The following is a 22,092-nucleotide window of genomic DNA, read 5'->3' as shown; positions in this document are numbered from 1 at the left end:
GCACCAGTTCGCAAGGAGTGCACACGGGTCAACTACTGCGACCGACTGAAGGCGGGTTGGGAAAGCGAAGTGGGTCAATGCACTGGTTTGAAAGGCATGTGCATATCGGCGTGTTTCACACGTGAAAACAACTCCATCGAATGTCACGCAATTACGCGAGATGACAGACGGATGCGAACATGCAAGACCTGATCGGCATTTGTGCAGGATGGGTAAGAGTGTGTCTGTTTCGTCGATCATAAAAGAGAGAAATACAAGTGAACGCCTTCCGTTTCCTTGCGTCGTTCGCAATATCTGCATGCTTCCTCTTCGGGACCGCAGTGTACGCCCAACACTATAAGAAGGGGCTTGAAGCCTACCAGCGCGGCGATTTTAGCATGGCATTGTTGAAGTGGAGGCCAATTGCCGAGGCAGGAAACGCTGATGCGCAATATGCGCTGTTTCAAATGTACATCCGAGTTGAAGGTGTTCCGAACGATGGCAACACAGCCATGACCGCTATGCACTGGCTTAAATCAGCGGCTGAGAATGGACACGTTTTTGCGCAGTTTCAACTAGGTTACCGATACCACTATGGGATGACATTAGAAAAGGACCTTAAAGAAGCAACAAAGTGGTACCTTTTGGCGGCAGATAACGGCGACGTTGAGGCGCAGTACAGCCTCGGCATTATGTACGTTGACGGTGGAGGCAACAATTCGCATCCGGCCAAGTCGTTGGAGGCGCTTCGGTCCGCTGCTGAAAGTGGCCACAGTGCTGCACAAGCCTTGCTTGCATCTGTTTACGAGAAAGGGATCGGTGTTCCTGTAGACATTTCTGAAGCAGACGAATGGTATTGGTTGGTTGCGGAAAGAGGCGAGCTTGATGCAGGTACTATGTATGAATTTGGAAGACGTTACTACTTCGGAGACGGTGTCGCAGTAGACTACAACAAGGCATTTCGTTGGTTCCAAATAGCGTCGCAAAACGAAAACCCTGATGCGATGTTTAATGTCGGTGCAATGCACTCAAAAGGGCAAGGAACGGAAGAAAACGACCAACTCGCTTTGCACTTTTTTCGGTTGGCCGCCGCGCGCGGTCATGCGCGCGCACAAAATACACTGGGCTTCCGCTACAATAATGGCGATGGAGTTGAAAAAGACATGACGGAGGCCGCACGTTGGTATGAACTTGCTGCAGTTCAGGGACTAGCTGCATCGCAATTCAACCTCGGATTGGTTCTGTCCAAGGACAACACACTCTTAAACGACGTGGTGGCGGCGTACATGTGGTTCAGCGTGGCCCATGAAAACGGAATAGATCGTGGTGCCGAGAGAATGGATTTCTGGGAGGAACACATGAGTGTAGACCAAATCGCAGAAGCCAAACGCATGGCGGCAAGGTGTGTCGCGTCAAACTACACCGACTGCTAGCAAGCAGTTCACTCCCGGTGCGGTCAACTGAAACGATCCTGCTGGTTTCGAGGCCGCGCGCCGCGATGTGTCACTTGGGCGCTAGTGGGGGACGCGCGACTTCACCTTCCGCAGATCAGCATGTTCTTCCCCCGGCTTTGGAAAGTGGCGGGGGGATGCCGCGCACTGCGGGTGGGGGTGGTGCAGTCGGCCACGCTTCGACGCGCATCAGCACGTCGGCGCGCAGCGCACCAGCATCGACTTGTTTTGACGCGCACTGTCGCGTGCTTTTTCCTAGCGAACTAACATTGGCGGCAGACGCACCGTCAAACGCGCGCAAACCTGTGACAGTTTCAGAGGTTCCGCTGCAATTCCGCTGCAATCGTGCACAGTTCAACACGGCATTGTAGTGTGTGATCGGCACGCCGTGTTGTGTGTGTTGTGACGTTACTGTATAGATCAACGCACTGACATCAAACGGCATTCATCTGCATGCGGTGTCAGCGGAATGCATGACAATGTAGTGCATGTATGTGTGGGGCGCTTCGTTCACATCGAAGATGTCGGGGGTTCAAATCCCTCATCACCCACCATTTCCTCACGGACGAGATTTGTGGAAGACCGGGTTTGACCCGTGGTCTGTGATCATCCCAGATGGCCGGGTCGGGCCAGAACCAGAGCGCTTCGAAATCAAGTGCTTCCAATGAAAACGCCGCCCGAAACAAGGGCGGCGTGTTCTGTTCTATCCGACCCTGCGGTTCGGATCATACCGAGGTCAGCAGGCCTTTCTCGCGCGCCAGTTCCTTCATCCGCTTCTGGAGCTTCTCGAAGGCACGGACCTCGATCTGGCGGATCCGCTCGCGGCTGACATCATATTGCCCGGACAGTTCTTCCAGTGTCACAGGCGGTTCGGCCAGGCGGCGTTGGGTGAGGATGTCTTTCTCGCGGTCATTGAGCGCGTCCATCGCTTCCAGCAGCAGATCGCGGCGCACGGACATCTCGTTGCTTTCCGCGTATTGCTCGGCCTGGTCGGCGTCTTCATCCTCGAGCCAGTCCTGCCACTGCGTCGTGGTATCGCCGTCGCTGCCGACAGTGGCGTTGAGCGAGGCGTCCCCGCCCGACATCCGCCGGTTCATGGAGACCACTTCAGCTTCGGTCACGCCCAGATCGGTCGCGATCCGCTTGACGTTCTCAGGCCGAAGATCCCCCTCTTCCAGGGCGCCAATCCGCGATTTTGCCTTGCGCAGGTTGAAGAAGAGCTTCTTTTGCGCCGAGGTGGTGCCAAGCTTCACAAGGCTCCAGGACCGCAGGATGTATTCCTGGATCGAGGCGCGGATCCACCACATCGCATAGGTCGCCAGCCGAAAGCCTTTCTCGGGATCGAAGCGCTTGACGGCCTGCATCAGGCCGACATTTGCCTCCGAGATCACCTCCGCCTGCGGCAGCCCGTAGCCGCGATAGCCCATGGCGATCTTGGCGGCGAGACGCAGATGCGAGTTGACCATCTTGTGGGCGGAATCGCGGTCCTGATGATCGACCCAGCGTTTGGCCAGCATGTATTCTTCTTCGGGTTCCAGCATCGGGAATTTGCGGATTTCCTGAAGATAACGATTAAGCCCCTGCTCCGGAGAGGGGGCGGGAAGACCCGTGTAGTTCGCCATGTCGTCCCTCCTTGCCTGTTGTTCCGGATGCCGAAAGTGCACCCGTTTGACCTATTACTTAAGAACTGAACTGTTCGGTTCAAGTCCCCATGTTTGCGATACCTGTATTGCGTTAACGGTAAGATAGACGCTTTCCGTCGCGTCCAATAGCGCTTGAAACCTTGTTCACGCGTTGTTCAGTGAATGTAATAGCGGTTTACATTCCGGAGCGCAAGGCCGTCAGCAGGGTTTCCATATCCTCAGGCAGCGGGCTTTCGAAGCTCAGCGCCTTTCCGCTCAGCGGGTGGGAGAAGCCGAGGCTCGCAGCGTGCAGCGCCTGGCGGGGGAAGGATTGGGCCAGTGCGGCGGGGTCCGGGCCGAGCGCGCGCCCCGAGAGGCGGCGCTTGCCGCCATAAACGGGGTCGCCGAGGAGACCATGGCCGATATGGGCCATGTGAACCCGGATCTGATGCGTCCGCCCGGTCTCCAGCCGGCATTCGACCAGGGCCGCGGCCGGCGGCACTCCGAGCGGCTCGAGAACCCGGGCGCGGGTAATCGCGTGGCGTCCGCCGGACCAGACCACCGCCTGTTTTTGTCGGTCATGCTTGTGGCGCGCCAGCTCGGTGGAGATGCGGAGCAGCTCGCCGGTCTCCCAATGCGTGCCCTTGATGCCGCGCAGGCGCGGGTCGGCCGGGTCCGGGCAACCATGGGTCAACGCGAGATAACGGCGTTCGGCGGAATGGGCCTCGAACTGCGCGGCCAGCCCGTGATGCGCGGCATCCGACTTGGCGACGACGAGAAGGCCCGAGGTGTCCTTGTCGATCCGGTGCACGATACCGGGACGTTTTTCGCCCCCAATGCCGGAGAGCGTGTCGCCGCAATGGTGCAGCAGCGCGTTGACCAAGGTGCCGGAGGGAGAGCCTGGGGCCGGGTGGACGACCATGCCCGCCGGCTTGTCGACAACGATCAACGCCTCGTCCTCATAGGCGATCGTGAGCGGAATGGACTCGGCAACGGTCTCGACCTCGGCGGCCTCGGGCAGGGTGATCTCGATCACGTCGCCGGTCGCGACCTTGGCCTTGCCGTCGCGCACCACCTCGCCACCTCGCGAGACCTGCCCGTCCGCGATCAGCCGCGCCAGCCGCGAGCGCGAGAGTGCGGCCTCCTCGGGCACGTCCCGGGCAAGCGCCTTGTCGAGCCGGCCCGGCGGGTTCTCGGCAATCTCAACGCGGATCAGGCGGGCTGGCGACATGCGAAAACCTTCTGGTGGGGGCGGAGCGAGAGCCATACGCCCTTGGCAGGGGCGCTGGCAAGAGTGATGCGCGCTGGACCGGATGCCGTTGCTGTCCTATGAGCCGTGGAGCAAGTCGTGGGGAGGCAGGAATGGAAGAGCAGGAACTGAGCCCGGAAGACGCGCGCACCTTGCGCTTTCTGCGCATCCTCGTCTTCGTCCTGACGGCGACGATGATCGCCGGGATGGCGCTCCTGATCGTCCTGTTCTGGCTGCGATTCAGTGGCCGTGAAGCCGCGCCGACGGAGATGTTGTCGCTTCCTCAGGCATTTGAGCTTCCGGCGGGCGAGACGCCTGCCGCCGTCACCCGGGCGAAGGAGTTCTGGGTTGTGGTCGCAGATGACGGCACCGTGCATTTCTTTGCGCCCGAGGGGGGCGCTCCGATCCGAAGTCTGGACGCACCGGAGTAACGTTTTTCCTTTGAGGCGGGCTTGCTTGACTTGGCGCAAACAGCTTGTCGCAAACTGGTGCTAGGGTCGGGCAACGCCGCGCGAAAAAGGGCGGTTTCGACCCGATTGCCAGATGGAAGGAAGACGATGAAAGACGAGAATGATCTCACCCCGCTCGACGACATGCACAAGGATTGGCTCGAAGCCGAACTTGAGGAGACGCTGGACGAGACCTTCGAGATGGAATTCTCTGAACCGATGCTCAGCCGCGAGATCCGCAAGATCTATCGCAAGGCGCATCCGGACCTGCTTGATCGTCACACCTATTTCCGCAACCTGCTGCGGCTGCAATCCGAGATGATCAAGGTTCAGGATTGGGTCCAGGCGACCGGCGCCAAGGTCTGCATTCTCTTCGAGGGTCGGGACTCGGCCGGCAAGGGCGGGGTGATCAAGCGGATCACGCAACGCCTGAACCCACGCGTCTGCCGGGTCGTGGCGCTGCCCGCGCCGAACCAGCGCCAGCAGTCCCAGTGGTACTTCCAGCGCTATGTCGAGCATCTGCCGGCGGGCGGCGAGATGGCGCTCTTTGACCGCTCCTGGTACAACCGTGCCGGGGTCGAGCGGGTCATGGGGTTTGCCTCGGAGGAACAGGTCGAGATGTTCTTTCGCGACGTGTCGGAGTTCGAGCGGATGCTGGTCCGGAACGGCACCATCCTGCTGAAATACTGGTTCTCGATCACGGATGCCGAGCAGCAGCTCCGGTTTCAGGTTCGAATTCACGACCCGATGAAACAATGGAAACTGAGCCCGATGGACCTGCAATCGCGTGTTCGCTGGGAGCAATATACCAAGGCCAAGGAGGAGATGTTCGAGCGCACGAATATCGACGAGGCGCCGTGGTATATTGTCGAAGGCAACGACAAGAAGCGGGAGCGGCTCAATTGCATGGAGCATATCCTGACCAAGATCCCCTATGAGCCGGTGGAGAGCGAGCGGGTCGAACTGCCCGAGCGGGAATACAATCCCGATTACGAGCGCCGCGTGCTGCCGGACGAGCTTTACGTTCCGAAGGTCTACTGATGTCGCCACGCCCGAATTGGGGGTGACAGGCGCGACAGGAGCGTGTTGAAAAGGCCGCCTCAGGCGGCCTTTTGCAATCCGGAGGGAGCGATGTTCATTCTGCGCCATGGCGAAACGCTCTGGAATGTCCAGGGACGGATGCAGGGCGGACTCGACTCGCCGCTGACCGAACGCGGCCGTGCGCAAGCGGCGCAGCAGGGCGAGATCCTGCGGCGCGCGGGGGCGACGGGTCTGCCGGTCTATTCCAGCCCTCAGGGGCGGGCGCGGGAGACAGCGCGGCTGGTCATGCCCGGCGCGGAGCCGATCCGCGATGCACGGATTGCCGAGATCGGCATGGGAGATTGGCAGGGGCTCTCCTTCGAGGAGATTCGCCGCGCGTCTCCGGACGCGACGGCCAATCCCGGGTCCTTTCTGTGGAAATTCTCCGCGCCCGGTGGCGAGCGGATGGAGGATATGCTGCGGCGGCTTGAAAATTTCCGCACGGCCGTGCCGGCCGAGGCGGTGGTCGTGACCCATGGGGTGAGCGCGCAGCTTCTGCGCGGGCTGATGCTGGGGCTGGATGTCGAGGGGATGGATGCGCTGGACGACCGTCAGGGCGTGGTCTGGCACTGCACGTCGCAAGGCGAGGACTTGCTGACGCCCTGAGCGCGCGGGCTTTCGGCATGGACGGCGGATGGGCTGGTTGGTATGGCGCGCCCGAATGAAGCGAGACTTCCGGAGCGACGCTATTGGAACCGATTGTCGATATCGTGATCGAGGCCGAGGCCTGGGAGGCGCATGGGGTGCCGGAGCTGGCCGAGCGCGCGGCGCGGAATACGCTGGCGCATCTGGGTTTGCCGGAAGACGCCGAGATCGCGTTGCTGGCGACGGATGATGCGCGAATCGCGGTGCTGAATGCAGATTTTCGGGCCAAGGAGGCGGCGACGAACGTGTTGTCCTGGCCGGCCGGGGATCTATCGGCAGAGGAGCCGGGCGGGTTTCCCGCGCATCCCGTGGCCGATTTCCCCGGCGAGCCGGCCTTTCTCGGCGATATTGCGCTCGCTTTCGAGACCTGCGCGCGCGAAGCGGAGGCCGCTCAGCGCCCGTTCGAGGCCCATGTAACGCATCTGGTTGTTCACGGAGTGTTGCATTTGTTGGGTTATGACCACATTTGCGACAAAGATGCCCTCTTGATGGAACGGCTCGAGGTTGAAATACTTGGCGAACTCGGCTTTCCGGATCCATATTAAGGAATCCGGCACTGGCCGATGATTTTGGAAAGGTAAGATGGGCGACACAGCCGAAGGCTCTCCTAGCGCAGCGCAATGCGCGCAGGACGACCAGATACCCCCGAAAAAAGGGGTGCTCCGCCGGGTGGCGGGATTTCTTGGCGGCAATGATGCCGCCGTTTCCGAGCAGTCCGATACGCCGGATCCGGGCCCGGAGCTCGCGGACGTCGATGGCGCTCCACGAGGGATGGCCAACCTGCGGCACTTGCGGGTCGAGGATGTCGCCATTCCCCGGGTCGAGATCGTTTCGGTCCCAGTCGATATCGCGCTGGACGAACTGATCCAGGCCTTCCGCGAGAGTGGCAATACTCGCCTCCCTGTCTTCGATGGCACTCTGGATAACCCGCTTGGGCTGGTCCATCTGAAGGATGTCGCCTTGCGGCATGGCTTCAACGGCTGCCGCGAGGACGATTTCGATCTCGGCCTGATGCTGCGTCCGCTCATCTTCGCGCCGCCGTCGATGCCAATCGGCGTGCTTCTGCAGAAGATGCAGGCGGACCGGCGCCACATGGCGCTTGTGATCGACGAGTATGGCGGGGTGGACGGGCTCGTGACCATCGAGGACCTGATCGAACAGGTGATCGGTGAGATCGAAGACGAGCACGACATCGAGGAAGAGGAGTTCTGGGTCCAGGAGCGCCCCGGCAGCTATCTCGCCTTGGCTCGGGCCCCGCTTGAGGAGTTCGAGGCCGAGATCGGCCTGAAGCTGGTCGAGGCCGAGGATGAGGAGGAGGTCGACACGCTGGGTGGGCTGCTCTTCATGGAGATCGGCCGTGTGCCGGTGCGTGGCGAGGTGATCCCGCATTCCTCGGGGGCACAATTCGAGGTGATCGACGCCGATCCGCGCCGGATCAAGCGGCTGCGTGTGCAATTGCCGGGAGCAGTGCAGTCCGGGTCCGTGGCCGCCATGCCGGGGCCGCTGCGCGCGGCGGCCGAGTAGGCCTTCTGGTGATCGCGGAGCTGGTTGCGTCGCGCTGGCGGGGGCTGGCGTTGGCCTTCGGGCTGGGGCTTATGCTGGCCAGCGGACAGGCGCCGCTCGGCTGGGTCTTGCCGGCGCTTGTGGCCTTGGCGGCGGCCGTGGGGCTGCTTGTACTTCCCGAAGATCCGCGGATCGTGGCCTGGCGTGGCTGGGCCTTCGGGGCGGGGCATTTCGCCGGCGCGCTGTTCTGGATCGTTGAACCCTTCTTCGTGGACCCCGTCCGTCATGGGTGGATGGCGCCCTTTGCGCTGTTGTTCATGGCCGGAGGGCTGGCGCTGTTCTGGGCGGCTGCGTTCTGGCTGGCGGCGCGCGTCTCGCGCGATCCGCGCCTGCGTAGCGCCTGGCTGGTGGTCACGCTCTGTGCCGTCGAGTTGCTGCGCGCGCATGTGCTGACCGGTTTCCCTTGGGCGATGATCGGTCATATCTGGATCGACAGCCCGCAGGTTCAACTCGCTTCCCTTGTCGGCGCCCATGGGTTGACGCTGCTGACCCTTGCCGCGGCGTCGGTTCCCGCAGTGCTGGGCGGGGGCCGCCGCAGTGCTTTCGGTTTCTTCGTCGGCGCGTTGCTGATCACCTGGGCCGGGAGCTATGGCCAGCAGCGCGTGCCCGAGGGTGTCGCCGCGCTGGCCGACCCGATGGTCCAGGTCCGGATTGTGCAGCCCAACGCGCCGCAGCATCAGAAGTGGGACCCGGACTGGATCCCGGTTTTCTACCGCCGGCAGCTTGCCCTGACCAGCGCCGCCCCGCCCCCGGATACGCCGCGCCCTGACCTTGTGATCTGGCCCGAGACCTCGGTGCCGTGGTTGCTGCAACATGCCGCCCCGGCCTTCGAGGAAATTGCCGAAGCGGGGCAGGGCGCGCAGAGCCTTGCCGGGCTTCAGCATCGGGCCCCGGATGGCGCCTGGTTCAACAGCCTGGTTGCGCTGGATGGCACCGGCGCGGTTACGGCCCGCTACGACAAGCACCACCTCGTGCCCTTTGGCGAATACATGCCGCTGGTGTCGCTCTTCGCGCGCGCTGGCATCTTCGGGCTCGCTGCGAACGAGACCGGCGGATACACGGCCGGGCCGGGACCGGCATTGCTCGACCTCGGTGCGGCGGGGAAGGTCTTGCCGCTGATCTGCTACGAGGCGATCTTTCCCAATGATATCGCCCGGGCGCCGGGACGGCCGGACTGGATCGCGCATGTGACCAATGATGCCTGGTTCGGCAAGCTCTCGGGCCCCTGGCAACATCTCGCGCTGGCACGATTGCGGGCGATCGAGCAAGGGCTGCCGGTGATGCGGGCGGCCAATACCGGGATATCCGCAGTGATCGACCCTTTTGGCCGGGTGCAGGCTTCCTTGCCGCTCGGCATGGCCGGCAAGATCGATGCCGCGCTGCCGGCCTCGCTTGCGCCGACGCTCTATGCGCGATCTGGCGAGTGGCCGGCTTTGCTCCTGTTGCTGGGTCTGACGGCTGTTTTGGGCGTGCTGTCGCGGCGCACGCATTCTGGTTGACCGCGCCTTCGGGCGGGCCTACTGAAATCCATCCTTTCGTCACAACGGCTTCCTGGCGTGGCGCAAAATCTGGATCAATGGAGCATTCATGTCCCGACAGAACTATATCTTTACCTCCGAATCCGTTTCGGAGGGGCATCCCGACAAGGTTTGCGACCGTATTTCCGATGCCGTCCTGGATTCCTTCCTGACCGAGGAACCGACGGCGCGCGTGGCCTGTGAGACCTTCGCGACCTCGGGCATGGTGGTGATTGGCGGCGAGGTTGGCCTGTCCGACCAGGAACGGCTCAAGACGTTCATGGGGTCGATCAGCCAGATCGCCCGCGACTGTATTCGGGACATCGGCTACGAGCAGGAGCAGTTTCACTGGAACACCTGCCGGGTGCTGAATTTCCTGCACGAGCAATCGGCACATATCGCCCAGGGCGTGGACCGCGAAGGCGCGGGCGACCAGGGGATCATGTTCGGCTATGCCGTGGACGAGACGCCGGAACTGATGCCGGCGCCGATCCAATATGCCCATGCGATCCTGCGGCGGCTGGCCGAGGTGCGCAAATCCGGTGCCGAGCCGAGCCTGCGGCCGGATGCCAAGTCCCAGCTTTCGATCCGCTACGAGGATGGCAAGCCGGTCGAGGTGACCTCTGTTGTGCTCTCGACCCAACATGCCGACGAAGCCCAGAAGTCGGACGATATCCGCGCAATCGTGGAGCCCTATATCCGTGACGTGCTGCCCACCGAATGGATCACTGACAAGACCGAGTGGTGGGTCAACCCGACCGGCACATTCGTCATCGGTGGTCCGGACGGGGATGCGGGGCTGACCGGGCGCAAGATCATCGTGGACACCTATGGGGGCGCGGCGCCCCATGGCGGTGGCGCGTTCTCCGGCAAGGACCCGACCAAGGTCGACCGCTCCGCAGCCTATGCGGCGCGCTACCTGGCCAAGAATATTGTCGCCGCTGGCATGGCCAAGCGCTGCTCGCTCCAGCTCAGCTACGCGATCGGTGTGGCCAAGCCGCTCTCGATCTATGTCGATACTTACGGGACCGGCGCTGTTGACGAGATGGCCATCGAACAGGCCGTGTCGAAGGTGATGGACCTGACCCCGCTCGGTATCCGCAACCATCTCGAACTCAACAAACCCATCTACCAGCGCACCGCGGCCTATGGCCATTTCGGCCGCGCGCCTGAGGCTGATGGCGGTTTCAGCTGGGAACGCACGGATCTTGTCGAAGCGCTGAAAAAGGCGGTCGTCTGACGAGAGGGTGCCGTGCGTCCGCAGAGGGTTTTGTCGCGCGGTGAGCGCGCGCAGAACGTGGATGTTTGAGCCGGACGCGGAAGAGCCCGGCTCAAACCGCTGGCGCCTGCCCGTCCCGGCGGGCATGGCGACCCGCCGCTCTGTGCGCAATCCGGACAGCTGATCTATGGGCCACTTGCGAACCAAGGATGCCTGTCTCTCGGGCAGGGGCGCTTGCGCCTGTTGTCCGCAGGTCGGCCGAAAAGACCTTACCGCCAGACCGTCGTGCGGCTGGCCAGCAGGCCCTGAAGCTTGGACAGAAGCCGGTGCGGTCTCGGCGAGATACCGGCCTCGAGCCGGTCGACGACCACCTCGACGGGACAGGGCAGGTCGGTGACCGGGTCGTGATAGCGCGGGTAGTCGATCAGGGTGGCGTGGATCAGCCCGGTGAGGCTCGGCCGCGCGCGGCGGCGTTCGGGAGCCGGGGCGAGATCCGTTGTCTGCCCCCAACCGGCGTAGAAGGGCGTGCCAAGGCAGGTCACCGCGCGGCCACGCAGCAGGGCCTCGAAACCCAGCAGAGACGTCAGGGTCCAGACCTCGTCCACCGCCTCGATCAGGGCAATCGGATCGGCGTCGCGCGCCACGACATCCGCGAGCTTCAGGGCCTCCGCCTCCGGAATGGCGCCCATCCGCAGGCCGATTTCGACATCGGGATGCGGCTTGTAGATCAGCACGGCATCGGGATTGGCGGCGCGAACAGCTTCGAGCAGGCCGAGATTGGTTCGGATCTCGCCGCAGCCGAGTTGGATCGAGGCATCATCCTCGACCTGCCCCGGTACCAGAATGCGCCTTCCTTCGGGAAGCGGCGGCAGGGCGGCGCTGCCAGTGTTGTATTTCGACAGAGCGGCCTGTGTCAGGCGGGTCTGAAGCCGCCCGGCCCGCAACAGCGCGTCCGCGGGCAAGTCGGTCGCGGCGGCGATCTGGCGCTCGAGGCGGCTCTCTTCGCCCGGGTCGTAATAGATCCCGAGATCGTCGCGCACCAGCGACATCGGCGGCACCAGGTCCGCGCCGAGACCGCGCGAGCGCAGGAAGCCATCCTCGACGCGAAACACCGGCACATTGGACGCAGCAGCGCCCGCCAGGATTGGCGAGTCGATCCGACCGGCCCAGCCGAGGATCGGGCGTTGCTCGGTCATGGCCCTGAGCACCGAGCCACCGGAGGGCAGGCCGAAGATCATCTTGTCCTGCTGGCCGTAGAAGCGGCGCAGGTGGGCGCGTTTCCACAGGCGCATGCCGGTGGCGACATAGCCATGCCGGTCCTCGCGGAAGGCGCGCAGACGGGCCTCGAACCCGTCGATCACGTCTTCCAGTTCGCAGAGCCGGTCCCGCCAGGGATCGTACCAGGTTGGGCGCAGGATCATCGCGGCAGCGAAGAGCTGTGCACGGGTGAGGCGGCGGTTGCGCCGGGGCAGGGGCTGTTCGTCCTCGGTCAGGCCCCAGCCAGCATAGAAGGGTTGGCCGAAGACGCGCGGTCGGTGGCCGGCAAGGATGGCTTCGAAACCAAGCTGGGAGGAGACCGTATAGACTGCAACCGCCCCGTTCAGCAGCGCCCATGGAGAATGCGGCTCGGTGCAGAGTTCGACAGGCCCTTGCGCGTCTTTCGGGCCGAAATGGCCTTCGCGGAGACGCGCCTGTGTCTCGGGATGGGTGCGCACCAGGATGCGTTGGCCGGGATGTTCGATCTGTGCAACCGCGAGCATCTCGCGGAAGCTTGAAGCCGTGCTCCCGGAATTGCGGATCGAGGCGTCTCCGATGGTCTGGTCAAGGACGAGGACGTAGCCGGGAGCCGGTGGTTCAAGCCCTGTGTTGAAGCTGTTGTATTTGCTTATCTGAATCCGCTTCAAGCGGTCCATGGAAGCGCGGGCACGGTCGAGCAATGCGGTGTTGTCGAGCGGGTCCATCAGCAGGGTCTGTTCCAACTCGGAGGGCTGGCGCGCGTCATAGTGCATTCCGAGCCGGTCAAGTTGCAATCCGACGGGTGCTTCGCCGGTCCGTCCCGGCTGAATCGAGCGCAGGAACGCGTCCTCGACCCGCAGCAGCCGCGCTCCGGAGCGTTCCGCCATGCGTTCGCCGCGCCAGGCGGTCGGGCTGTGCCCCCAGACGCCGACCCAATCCTCTGCGCCGGGACGCCCGGTCGTGACCTGCCAGCCCGCAAGCGAGAGGATGCGGCGGAGACGGCGGTTCAGGAAGCCGCCATTGTAAACGAAGAGCCGCCGCGGGGTTTCTTCCGCGGCGGGCTGTGAGTGGTGGTCCTTCACGCGAATGGCCTTAATTGGTCAGCGTTGCGTAGTTCGCCAGCGGTGTGAGAGTGCCGGTGATGGAGGAGAGGGTCTTTTGCCACGAGACGAAGGGGGCCTCGGTCACGTAGAGCGTGTCGTCGTCACGGATCGTGAAATCGCGGGCTTGGAACATGCCGTTCGGCTCCGTGAGGTCGAGCACATAGACGAAACGCTGGTCGCCGACGATGTCGGTCCGGCCCAGCACGGCGCGGGCCACCGGCTCGGGTTCATTGCGGAAAACGAAGACGCCGGTCGGATCCGCGAGGTTCGAGTTCAGCCCGCCGACCTGTGCGAGGGCTTCGATGGCCGAAAGCGTCTGGGTCTCGAAACGAACGCGGTTCTGGGTGCCGGTGGCGCCAAGCACGGAGAAGGCCCGGCTGTCTTCCTCGACAAGGATGCGGTCGCCGCCGCGCAGGGCGATGTCGAGGCGCTGGTCGCTGTGCAGATCGTCAAACCAGATCTTCGAGCTCTTGCCACCCCGAGAGACTGTGATCTGGGCGATCTCTGTCGGGACAGTGATACCGCCGGCCTGGGCCAGCATGGCGGAAAGGGTGCGGGTCGGCCGCGAAATCGGGTAGACGCCCTGCTGCGCGACGCCGCCCATGACGGAGACGGTTGCGCCATCGCCGGCGGCGCGGGTCACGAGCACCTGCGGGTCCGGTGTCTGGGCGTCGAGCTTTTCGGTGATGATCTGGCGCAGCCGCTCCGGCGTGTTGCCGGCAGCCTTGATACGGCCCGCATAAGGCACGAAGATGAAGCCGGAGCCGTCGACCTGCACCTCTTCGAGCACGGTCGCGGATTGGCCCTGGTTGGCAAGAAGACCGTCATCGACATTTTCCCAGACAGTCAGCGCCAGCGCGTCTCCGGGACGGATGGTGTCGGAGCCGACCTCGCCTGCATTCACGAACTCGCTGGTGAAGCCCAGCACCGGGGTGACGGAGGTGGCGCGGGTCACGCGGTCATTGACCGAGACGACAAAGGCATCGCCGTCTTCCATGACCGATCCGGAATAGATTTCCTTCTTTCCGGGACCAGCTCTCGGAAGGGCGCAAGCCGCAACGAGCGACGCGATTAAACACAGGACCAGGAACTTGGCCCAGCGGGACATTGTCTTTTGCACTGCTCGGGCCCCTTAGACGGATTTTGCCTCAAGTTTTGCCGCTAACCCTACAGGACTCAGGGAAAAAAGGAAGTCCGGCAGGGCGCGTTGAGGTGAGTGTTGCCATGTCGCCGCGATCCGGAGCGCATTATCCGGCGGATTTTAGCTGGTGCCGGGGCGCTGCCTTGCCCGTCGCCAGCGCGTCATAGGGGTCGAGCGGGGCGAGCATCATGTCGACGACCTGCCGCAGGAGCTGGCGGCGGCCTTTGGCGGAGTAGAAACCACCGGTCAGTTGCGAGGTTTCCAACAGGTAGGAGCGGTAGTCGCGATAGGCGCGGCTGTCCGGAGGGGTTGGCTCGGCGAAGAACTCGGCCACGGGCTGGGTGGAGACAAACTCGGGCTTGGCGAAGACGGCGCGGCCGAAGGCGCGGATCGGCAGGCCGCGCCAGAGCGCCTGTTGCCCGGCCGTGGAATTGACCGTGATCGCGGAACGCGCGTGGTCGAGCAGGGCGGCGAGCTTGCCGCCGCGCACGTAATGGACACGCTCGGACACACCGTGCTCGGCGGCGATCCGCAACACGTTCCGACGGATCGGTGTGCGGCCATCTTCGAGCGGATGGGCCTTGAAAACAAGGCGATGGTGGCGCGGCGCCCCCTCGGCAAACCCCGTGATGCAGGTTTCGAGGAAGTCGCTCATGGTCTCGAAGGGGCCGTGTTCCTGGAAGGAGGAATCATGTTCGAGCTGCAGGAGCGCGAGGTGATAGGGATAGCCGCCATGGGTTATGCGGTGGGTCGCGAACTGGCGGTCCAGCCAATGGACGGGCATGAGCAGGAGGCGGGCGACATGGAGCCGGAATTCGCGGGCCACGGGCAGGGCGCGATGAGGCCGGAAGTGGGTGTAGCGCCGGTTTCGGAACATGACATGCCAGTGATAGAGCGCGCCGAACCAGACATGGTGGCGCATGTCGCCCCAATGGGCAGGCACGCCGGGCAGGTCGAGATCCGATTGCGCCAGGGCCGTTCGCATGGTCTCGATATCGAGGGACATCAGCCGCGAATTGCCGTTGGAGCCGCCGCGTTCATAGGTCACCCAGTATGGGCGCAGGTACCCCTCCTCGAACACGTGGACCGTGATGCCGCGCGCCTTCGCGATCTCGACGGCGCGGGCATGGATCGGGCGGACATCGCCATAGAGGACGAGATCGGTGGTCCCCTGTGCCTCCACGATCTCGGCGAAGCGGTCCGGCCATGTCTCGACGGGGGCGTCGAAGCGAATGAAGCGATCCCGGTCCTTCCAGAACGCCTCGTCGCCCGCATTGAAGCCGACACGGGCCACCTCCGCGCCTGCCGCCAGCAGAATCCTGGCGAGCTGCTGGAAATAGGGGCCATGTGGCCCTTGCAGGAAAAGGAAGCGTCGGGAGGCGACGGCGGGGAGGCTGTTCGGGGTCAAGATCTCGCTCGTGGCTTGTCGGTTCCGCTTGGCCTAAGCTGCCGGGCGCGTCCTGTCACGCGGTTGTTGCGCTGGCGCGAGACTGTCGGCGAGACTGTGGCCGACCGTACCACGCCTCTTGCCCCCGTCGGTCCGTCCCGATACCTGCTTGGGCGATCAGAAGGAGGCTTTCCATGTTCACCGGAATCGTGACCGACATCGGCAAAATCAGGCATCTGGAGAACCGCGGTGACCTGCACGCGCGGATCGCGACGTCTTATGACATGGACGGTGTTGCCTTGGGTGCGTCGATCGCCTGCAACGGTGTCTGCCTGACGGTGGTGGAGAAGGGCGATGACTGGTTCGCGGTCGATATCTCCGCCGAATCCGTCTCCAAGACCAATATCGGGGGCTGGGCCGAGGGTGGCCGGATCAATCTCGAACGGGCGCTGAAGGTCGGCGACGAGCTGGGCGGGCACATCGTCTCGGGCCATGTCGACGGGGTGGCCGAGATCCTGCGGATGGAGGTCGAGGGGGAGAGCACGCGGGTTACCTTCCGCGCGCCCGAGGATCTGGCACGGTTCATCGCACCGAAAGGGTCGGTGGCGCTGAACGGCACCTCGCTGACCGTGAACGAGGTTGACGGCCGCGATTTCGGGGTCAATTTCATCCCGCATACGAAGGACGTGACGACCTGGGGGGCAGCGAAACCGGGCGATCTGATCAACCTGGAGATCGACACGCTGGCCCGCTACGTGGCGCGTCTGGCGGAGACGATCTGAGGCGGCTTGCCCGCAGCTGTGTTCGCGTGTTGCCAGCAGCCACTTTCGGACATCGGCACGGAACTCGGATGAGCACGGACACACGGCCGAAGGGCGCCGTGTCCGCGTTTCCTTGCGCCCACAGCGGAAGGCCGCAGAATCCGCAATGTGGACACGACAGACACAGCGCGGGCAAAGCCGTCCAGTCACCTCTTGGATCGGCTCTCCACCCCCTGTATGTAACGCGGGTCGAAACGGAGTTCAGGCCATGCGCAAGGCGACAATCGAACGGGCAACCACCGAGACGAAGATTTCGGTCGAGATCGATCTCGACGGGACCGGGCAATATGACTGCAAGACCGGTGTCGGCTTCTTCGATCACATGCTGGAGCAGCTCGCCCGGCACTCGCTGATCGACATGACGATCCGCGCCGATGGCGACCTGCATATCGACGACCACCACACGGTCGAAGATACCGGCATCGCGATCGGTCAGGCGCTGGTGGCCGCGCTCGGCGACAAGCGGGGCATCCGCCGCTATGGGTCCTGCCTGCTGGCGATGGACGACTCGCTGGTCCGGACCGCGCTCGACCTCTCTGCGCGCCCCTTCCTGGTGATGAACATGGAGTTCCCGACCCAGAAGATCGGCAATTTCGACACTGAACTCGTCCGCGAGTTCTTCCAGGCGCTCTCGACCCATGGCGGCATCACGCTCCATATCGATGCGTTGCATGGGGTCAATTCCCACCACATCGCCGAAGCCGGGTTCAAATCCGTCGCCCGCGCCCTGCGCGAAGCGGTCGAGCCGGACCCGCGCAAGGGGGACGAAATTCCTTCGACCAAGGGGATGCTGTAATGTCGCTGACCATTGTTGTCGATTACGAGAGCGGCAACCTGCACTCGGCAGAGAAGGCCTTCCAGCGCATGGCCGTGGAGGTCGGCGCTGGCGAGGTGATCATTTCCGGCAAGCCTGAGGACGTGGCCCGCGCGGACCGCGTGGTCTTGCCCGGCGATGGCGCCTATCCGGCCTGCAAGGCGGCCCTCGAGGGCCATTCAGGCCTGCATGAGGCGATCGAGGAAGCTGTGCGCGTCAAGGGCCGGCCTTTCATGGGGATCTGCATCGGCATGCAGATGATGGCGACCGTGGGTCGCGAATATGAAGACACGCCCGGTTTCGACTGGATCGGTGGCGAGGTGGTTCCCATCGCGCCGTCCGACACCGCGCTGAAAGTGCCGCATATGGGGTGGAACGATCTGATCGTGACGGGGACGCACCCGGTTCTGGACGGCATCGAGTCCGGGGATCATGCTTATTTCGTCCACTCATACCAGGTGAAGGTGGCCGACCCCGCGCATCGACTGGCCCATGCCGAATATGGCGGCGAGGTCACGGCGATCATCGGGCGAGACAACATGATCGGCACCCAGTTCCACCCGGAGAAGAGCCAGCGCGCTGGGCTGCGGATGATTTCGAACTTCCTGAGCTGGGCACCCTGACAGCGTCGCTCTCGGTCAAAGGCGGTCGGACTCTCGTTGATGTCCGGCGGGCGCAAGCGCCCCGCACGTGGCGCCAACGTCAGACGCCAGCGTCGACTTGTTTCTATGTCTGGTAGCGTATTTCCCTGATCATGCGAGCCTCACATCCGCTCCGATGCAAGGCTGCGGCATCCGTTTGTCGGGGCTTCGAGGCGGGGGCAGACCTATGGGCAGAACACTGACCGACATTGGCTCAGGGCAACGGCCGTGATCCCGCGCGGCCGGCCGGCCTCACAGCGAAGAAAATGCTCTGAGTTGGGTGTCTTTGGGTCATCGCGATGGACCGGGAGGATAGCCGCGTGACTTGTTTGCCCACAGAGCGTCGGGCTGGAATGTCCGCGCAGCCATCCACGTCGGATTTCGGACACCCAAACAAAAAAGGCGACGACACCAGGGAGGAGGAGGTGTCGTCGCCCAATCGGAATGACCCAGGGAGGAGGAGGGGCCGTCCGAGTTCGTTTGGTCTGGCCTTAGGCGCCGTAAGCGGCTTCGCGGGCCAGGGACTTGATCATGGCGCGGCTCAGGCCCAGATCGGCGAGCGCGCGGTCGGACAGCCCGGAGAGTTCCCGAACGGTCCGGCGATAGGTGCGGTACTGTTCCATCCGGACGCGGTAGGTCGCGATCGGGGCGGAGAGCCAGCTTGCGGAGGCGTTGGTGTTCAGCGTCGTTTCCATTGTCTTCAATCCTGTTCTGCTGGACGGCCCAGGGGGAGGGGACGGGCGCGCCATTCAATTTCCTGCGCTATTTCGGGACTACCTGTTAGCGCTATCTTCGAGAATTAAGATAAGCCTCCAGCCGGCTATGGGAATGGGTTGAATGAGCAATGCTGCTATGCAGCATTTGCAAGAGCCGTGTCACATTTGCTTCATTTTTCAGCATCTTCACGCCTGAACTCAACCATGAGGTTGGCTTGTTTCAGGCTTGGAAGGGAGGGGATGGGGGGCGCTGACGCAGGGTGGTTGCTCCCTGCTTTCCTGAGGTGGTCTGACTTGTCTGAACAGGTTTTGGGTGTTTCCCGAGTGGACTTCCGCCTCCGTCGTTGTGAGGAGGGGCGGCAGGTTGGTGGAAGGTGATTTTAAAGGAGCAGTATAGAGGACCTCCAGCACATCCTCAGAACCCATGCGGGTGCGGACTTCTACTGCCAGTGCCTGGCGGGTGTAGGTGGTTCAGGCTTGGCTATCTTCTGTTATTTCGTACCGCGATATGTGCGTGAGGCGGTTCGGCCTTGTCCACCGGTTGTCGGTCATTGCCGTTCTCCGTTCTCCCGCAAAGCCGTTATCAGCTTGTCCGACCAATCCACCATCAACGCCCGTCGCCGCTCAAGCAAATCCGACCGCGCGTAAGCCCGCTCTACATCTGACCCGAATTGATGCGCCAGCGCCGCCTCCGCCACCTCGCGCGGCGCTCCCGCTTCCTCAGCCGCCCAATCGCGGAACGTGCTGCGGAAACCATGCACCGTGTATTGCCCGCGCCCCATGCGCCGCAGGAGCATCAGCATCGACATGTTGGACAGGGCCCGGTGCCGCTTCTGCCCCTCGAAGACATAGGTGGAGGCCAACGGCTTCACCGCCTCCAGGATGCGGAGCATTTCCTCCGTCAGCGGAACCCGGTGCTGCACCCCGCCCTTCATCCGCGCCGCCGGGATCGTCCAGAGCCGCGCCTCCATGTCCACCTCCTCCCATGTCATCTCCAACACCTCTGACGTGCGACAGGCCGTCAGGATGGCGAATTGCAGCGCCCGTGCAGCCGTCGCGCTGCGCCCGTCCAGTTCCGCGTAGAAGGCGGGCAGGCCGCGCCACGTCCAGCACCGTCTTGAGGCGCTGGGCCAGCCGCCGCGCGGTCTCGTGCTTCTCCGTCCAGATGGGAGACAGGCACATCAGCACCTCCGGTTGCCCGATGGAATCCACCGGCATCCGGCCAATCTTGGGGAAGGCGTAGTCGCGCAGGGTGTTCAGCCATTGCTGCCCGTGCTTGGGGTTCTTCCAGGTCGGCAGGCGGTCGATATGCACTTGCCGGGACAGCTCCTCGAAACTCGGCACCTCCCGCTTGGCATTGTAACGCGGGTTGAGGCCCGATTTCGCCATGCGCCGATATTCCAGCGCCCGCTCGCGCGCTTGGCTCAGGGAAACGACATCGGCCCCGCCCAGCCCGAAATCGGTGCGCAGCGGCGCGCCCTTGGCGTTCTTCTGGCCCTTGACTGTGACACGAACAATCCAGCGCCGCGCCCCGGACGGGTCGACCACCAGATACAGCCCCGCGCCATCGCCATGCCGCCCCGGCCCCAGATTCTCCACCAGCCTCTTGGTCAGCTTGCCGCCCAGCGCCGCCATCTGTACCACCACTCATACCACGCAAGAAAAGGGTGCAGGCGCAACCGAATGAAATCCAGTGAAACCTCACAGGGAGAAAAGTCTTAGTATTTAGGGGTGTTTAGGCTGCTCAATGCCAGCCAGACAAATCATGAAAAAGGTGTGGGTGGCGGAGACGATGGGATTCGAACCCACGAGACCCTTCCGGGCCTACTCCCTTAGCAGGGGAGCGCCTTCGACCACTCGGCCACGTCTCCGCCGACCCGTATAAAGGTCCAAGCAAAAGATATACAAGGGGAAATTTCAGTTTCCTCGGTGTGTCGTCAACAGGGGCTCAAACCCTTGAAATGGCACCAAAAGGCACCGAATGGCATCCAGTATGGGCAAGATATGAGCAACGGATTTTGGCCATATCGTCGGCAATACCGACCTACCAAGCGAATTCTGACACGATCTGACTGCGCCATACGTCGCAGACGCAGGGGCGATTCTGGCCAACAGGGAACGCAGCTCTCGTCCTCATAGAGGCTTGTTCTGAGCTCATTGTCGGATGTTCATTCCCGTCTTTGGACCGCCGAACCGACCTCCTTTGCAAAACGGATGTGCGGACATGAGCAATGCCAAAACAGGCTGCAAGATGCAGCCGACAAACTGACTGCCGACGCCGCGGCCCGAGCAGCAAAAAATCTTGCCTCCTACCCCGATCTACGCCGATTTCCCGCGATCTTGGCATCAATGCTCCGCCACAGAGCGATAAAAAATCCCAGTAAAAACAAGAAATAAGGCAATGTTCGACACAAAGCCGACCGCAACGGCCCCGTCATACCCTGAAATCCGTGAGGGTTTTTCGGATAGATCTTACAAACATCTCTGGGCGGATACCCGCGTCAAGACAATTCGGGGTTCGGTCAACAAGTTTGCGAAGGTCTGTCGGGTGGCCCTGGACATCAGCGACCCGGCGGACAAACCTACGGACTCCGACCAGATCGCCTTCCAGTTCGCCGACATCCTCGCCAGCGGAAAGGTCCCCGAAGGACTGCGGGGTACGAACTCCGAAGGCACTCCTCGAACTGCTTTCCAACGTTCGGGCGGCCATCGACGTGATCAGAGGCCGGCGCGCTGGCAAAATCGCTCTGAGCCACCGGCAGGATGACTGGGCAGAACTCATCGCATACCTCAATGGCGAGCGTGGCGGGAACGTGATTTTCGGGAGCCAGGAAATGGTTGGGTAACCAGTCATTCAAACAGCCGAAAACTCTACCCGGAATCGCTTTCCTTGATTGCCACCATCCGACTTGGAGGTTCCCAAAACGCACCCGCCGCGCTCTGGACAGGGAAAGACCCAACCTCTGTTGGCAAGGTCCCGCAGAGCGGAAGCGCTCAATTCACCGCAAGGGCTCTCAACCGTCTTCCGTCCCGCGAGCTTGAACATCAAAGCTCCCTGCCGATGCAGGTATTGCGGCCACTCTGCGCTCGAGCGAAACCGACAGTCGATCAGGGTTTGGGCATCCCGCGCGACCGCGGGGAGGACGGGAGATGATGTCCCAAACAGTTTGGGTGCGCTTCGCGTTGCGTCACATTTCGGAACCGTCTGCAAAATGTGGCGCTATGCGTTGGACTCTCTACGGCTAGTTTATTGAAATAAAGTGATAAATTTTCGTGCGGGGAGTGCGCCGAAATCGCCCGATCTCAAGTGACCCAAAGAATGAGCGTAAAATGATCATAAAAAAGTACCAATACGGGTATTCTCGTTAGGCCCATCGGAGGGCCGGTACGAATGAGAGTGTGTAGAACAGCAGGCTCGGCGGCTTTTTTAAAAAATGAGGGTTGATTGGTGAAGGTCGT

19 protein-coding genes, 1 tRNA gene, 1 pseudogene and 1 riboswitch are annotated in these 22,092 nt (G+C 62.7%); of the genes and pseudogenes, 12 read left to right on the top strand and 9 right to left on the bottom strand.

All coding sequences use genetic code 11. The features are described 5' to 3' along the window. Positions 1–257: 257 nt before the first annotated feature. Entirely contained in the window at positions 258–1,412 is a 1,155-nt protein-coding gene (locus R3X27_RS24040; protein ID WP_317711446.1) for an SEL1-like repeat protein, read from the top strand. 743 nt (positions 1,413–2,155) lie between these two features. Here R3X27_RS24040 and rpoH read toward each other — a convergent pair. Continuing rightward, positions 2,156–3,052 (bottom strand): RNA polymerase sigma factor RpoH, encoded by an 897-nt coding sequence (gene rpoH / locus R3X27_RS24035; protein ID WP_317711445.1) that lies wholly within the window; start codon positions 3,050–3,052, stop codon positions 2,156–2,158. A gap of 196 nt (positions 3,053–3,248) precedes the next feature. Then, the gene (locus tag R3X27_RS24030) at positions 3,249–4,283 is read right to left on the bottom strand and encodes an RluA family pseudouridine synthase (RefSeq protein WP_317711444.1); all 1,035 of its coding nucleotides are present in this window, start codon (positions 4,281–4,283) and stop codon (positions 3,249–3,251) included. Between the two features lie 131 nt (positions 4,284–4,414). Here R3X27_RS24030 and R3X27_RS24025 point away from each other — a divergent pair, with 131 nt between their 5' ends. The 7 genes from R3X27_RS24025 (at position 4,415) to metK (ending at position 10,795) form a co-directional block, all read left to right on the top strand. Then, the gene (locus tag R3X27_RS24025; protein ID WP_317711443.1) at positions 4,415–4,732 is read left to right on the top strand and encodes a DUF6476 family protein; all 318 of its coding nucleotides are present in this window, start codon (positions 4,415–4,417) and stop codon (positions 4,730–4,732) included. Positions 4,733–4,858: 126 nt separating this feature from the next. Beyond that, positions 4,859–5,791, top strand: coding sequence for a polyphosphate kinase 2 (gene ppk2 / locus R3X27_RS24020; protein ID WP_317711442.1), 933 nt, complete (start codon positions 4,859–4,861; stop codon positions 5,789–5,791). 90 nt (positions 5,792–5,881) lie between these two features. Beyond that, positions 5,882–6,436: a histidine phosphatase family protein gene (locus tag R3X27_RS24015; RefSeq protein ID WP_317711441.1), complete on the top strand. Its 555-nt coding sequence runs from the start codon at positions 5,882–5,884 to the stop codon at positions 6,434–6,436. Between the two features lie 92 nt (positions 6,437–6,528). Next, on the top strand, positions 6,529–7,020 hold the full coding sequence (gene ybeY / locus R3X27_RS24010) for an rRNA maturation RNase YbeY (RefSeq protein WP_411572537.1): 492 nt from the start codon (positions 6,529–6,531) through the stop codon (positions 7,018–7,020). A gap of 37 nt (positions 7,021–7,057) precedes the next feature. Continuing rightward, positions 7,058–7,999, top strand: coding sequence for a transporter associated domain-containing protein (locus R3X27_RS24005; protein ID WP_317711439.1), 942 nt, complete (start codon positions 7,058–7,060; stop codon positions 7,997–7,999). Positions 8,000–8,070: 71 nt separating this feature from the next. Beyond that, a complete protein-coding gene (gene lnt, locus R3X27_RS24000; RefSeq protein ID WP_411572536.1) occupies positions 8,071–9,537 on the top strand; it encodes an apolipoprotein N-acyltransferase in 1,467 nt (488 codons plus the stop codon). Between the two features lie 33 nt (positions 9,538–9,570). Then, positions 9,571–9,622, top strand: a riboswitch (SAM-SAH riboswitch). Between the two features lie 3 nt (positions 9,623–9,625). Continuing rightward, positions 9,626–10,795, top strand: a complete 1,170-nt coding sequence (gene metK, locus R3X27_RS23995) for a methionine adenosyltransferase (RefSeq protein WP_317711437.1) — start codon at positions 9,626–9,628, stop codon at positions 10,793–10,795. Between the two features lie 248 nt (positions 10,796–11,043). Here the strand turns inward: metK and R3X27_RS23990 are convergent, their stop codons facing one another. The 3 genes from R3X27_RS23990 to R3X27_RS23980 form a co-directional block, all read right to left on the bottom strand. Next, the gene (locus tag R3X27_RS23990; RefSeq protein WP_317711436.1) at positions 11,044–13,092 is read right to left on the bottom strand and encodes a capsular polysaccharide biosynthesis protein; all 2,049 of its coding nucleotides are present in this window, start codon (positions 13,090–13,092) and stop codon (positions 11,044–11,046) included. A gap of 10 nt (positions 13,093–13,102) precedes the next feature. Continuing rightward, positions 13,103–14,221, bottom strand: a complete 1,119-nt coding sequence (locus tag R3X27_RS23985; protein WP_317711435.1) for a polysaccharide biosynthesis/export family protein — start codon at positions 14,219–14,221, stop codon at positions 13,103–13,105. 139 nt (positions 14,222–14,360) lie between these two features. After that, on the bottom strand, positions 14,361–15,662 hold the full coding sequence (locus R3X27_RS23980) for a capsule biosynthesis protein CapA (protein ID WP_317711434.1): 1,302 nt from the start codon (positions 15,660–15,662) through the stop codon (positions 14,361–14,363). Positions 15,663–15,835: 173 nt separating this feature from the next. Here R3X27_RS23980 and R3X27_RS23975 point away from each other — a divergent pair, with 173 nt between their 5' ends. The 3 genes from R3X27_RS23975 to hisH all read left to right on the top strand — a co-directional run bounded on the left by R3X27_RS23975 (position 15,836) and on the right by hisH (position 17,899). Further along, positions 15,836–16,423, top strand: coding sequence for a riboflavin synthase (locus R3X27_RS23975; protein ID WP_317711433.1), 588 nt, complete (start codon positions 15,836–15,838; stop codon positions 16,421–16,423). 247 nt (positions 16,424–16,670) lie between these two features. Beyond that, on the top strand, positions 16,671–17,258 hold the full coding sequence (hisB, locus tag R3X27_RS23970) for an imidazoleglycerol-phosphate dehydratase HisB (RefSeq protein ID WP_317711432.1): 588 nt from the start codon (positions 16,671–16,673) through the stop codon (positions 17,256–17,258). Then, a complete protein-coding gene (hisH, locus tag R3X27_RS23965) occupies positions 17,258–17,899 on the top strand; it encodes an imidazole glycerol phosphate synthase subunit HisH (protein ID WP_317711431.1) in 642 nt (213 codons plus the stop codon). The genes hisB and hisH overlap by 1 nt, the downstream gene beginning before the upstream one ends. 509 nt (positions 17,900–18,408) lie before the next feature. On the opposite strand, the gene R3X27_RS23960 is transcribed toward hisH, so the two are convergent. From R3X27_RS23960 to R3X27_RS23945, 4 genes and pseudogenes are all read right to left on the bottom strand, one after another. Beyond that, positions 18,409–18,612 (bottom strand): DUF1127 domain-containing protein, encoded by a 204-nt coding sequence (locus tag R3X27_RS23960; protein ID WP_317711448.1) that lies wholly within the window; start codon positions 18,610–18,612, stop codon positions 18,409–18,411. A 569-nt stretch (positions 18,613–19,181) separates the two neighbouring features. After that, on the bottom strand, positions 19,182–19,658 hold the full coding sequence (locus tag R3X27_RS23955) for a site-specific integrase (RefSeq protein WP_317711447.1): 477 nt from the start codon (positions 19,656–19,658) through the stop codon (positions 19,182–19,184). 127 nt (positions 19,659–19,785) lie between these two features. Next, a pseudogene (locus R3X27_RS25725) lies at positions 19,786–20,268 on the bottom strand (tyrosine-type recombinase/integrase); the annotation flags it as partial. Positions 20,269–20,414: 146 nt separating this feature from the next. Then, positions 20,415–20,504 (bottom strand) — tRNA-Ser (locus tag R3X27_RS23945). Positions 20,505–21,034: 530 nt separating this feature from the next. Here R3X27_RS23945 and R3X27_RS23940 point away from each other — a divergent pair. Continuing rightward, entirely contained in the window at positions 21,035–21,400 is a 366-nt protein-coding gene (locus tag R3X27_RS23940) for a hypothetical protein (protein WP_317711430.1), read from the top strand. Positions 21,401–22,092 lie beyond the last annotated feature (692 nt).

The sequence above is a fragment of the Tropicimonas sp. TH_r6 genome (assembly GCF_033101155.1).
GTDB lineage: Bacteria > Pseudomonadota > Alphaproteobacteria > Rhodobacterales > Rhodobacteraceae > Tropicimonas.
The sequence above is the reverse complement of the archived record's forward strand: the minus strand, read 5'-3'. Positions and strand labels throughout refer to the sequence as shown.

Excerpts from the sequence above, each read along its gene's own strand:
- rpoH (WP_317711445.1), bottom strand. The coding sequence starts at position 3,052 with ATGGCGAACTACACGGGTCTTCCCGCCCCCTCTCCGGAGCAGGGGCTT.
- R3X27_RS24030 (WP_317711444.1), bottom strand. The coding sequence starts at position 4,283 with ATGTCGCCAGCCCGCCTGATCCGCGTTGAGATTGCCGAGAACCCGCCG.
- R3X27_RS24025 (WP_317711443.1), top strand. The coding sequence starts at position 4,415 with ATGGAAGAGCAGGAACTGAGCCCGGAAGACGCGCGCACCTTGCGCTTT.
- ppk2 (WP_317711442.1), top strand. The coding sequence starts at position 4,859 with ATGAAAGACGAGAATGATCTCACCCCGCTCGACGACATGCACAAGGAT.
- R3X27_RS24015 (WP_317711441.1), top strand. The coding sequence starts at position 5,882 with ATGTTCATTCTGCGCCATGGCGAAACGCTCTGGAATGTCCAGGGACGG.
- R3X27_RS24005 (WP_317711439.1), top strand. The coding sequence starts at position 7,058 with ATGGGCGACACAGCCGAAGGCTCTCCTAGCGCAGCGCAATGCGCGCAG.
- lnt (WP_411572536.1), top strand. The coding sequence starts at position 8,071 with ATGCTGGCCAGCGGACAGGCGCCGCTCGGCTGGGTCTTGCCGGCGCTT.
- metK (WP_317711437.1), top strand. The coding sequence starts at position 9,626 with ATGTCCCGACAGAACTATATCTTTACCTCCGAATCCGTTTCGGAGGGG.
- R3X27_RS23985 (WP_317711435.1), bottom strand. The coding sequence starts at position 14,221 with ATGTCCCGCTGGGCCAAGTTCCTGGTCCTGTGTTTAATCGCGTCGCTC.
- R3X27_RS23975 (WP_317711433.1), top strand. The coding sequence starts at position 15,836 with ATGTTCACCGGAATCGTGACCGACATCGGCAAAATCAGGCATCTGGAG.
- hisB (WP_317711432.1), top strand. The coding sequence starts at position 16,671 with ATGCGCAAGGCGACAATCGAACGGGCAACCACCGAGACGAAGATTTCG.
- hisH (WP_317711431.1), top strand. The coding sequence starts at position 17,258 with ATGTCGCTGACCATTGTTGTCGATTACGAGAGCGGCAACCTGCACTCG.
- R3X27_RS23960 (WP_317711448.1), bottom strand. The coding sequence starts at position 18,612 with ATGGAAACGACGCTGAACACCAACGCCTCCGCAAGCTGGCTCTCCGCC.
- R3X27_RS23940 (WP_317711430.1), top strand. The coding sequence starts at position 21,035 with ATGTTCGACACAAAGCCGACCGCAACGGCCCCGTCATACCCTGAAATC.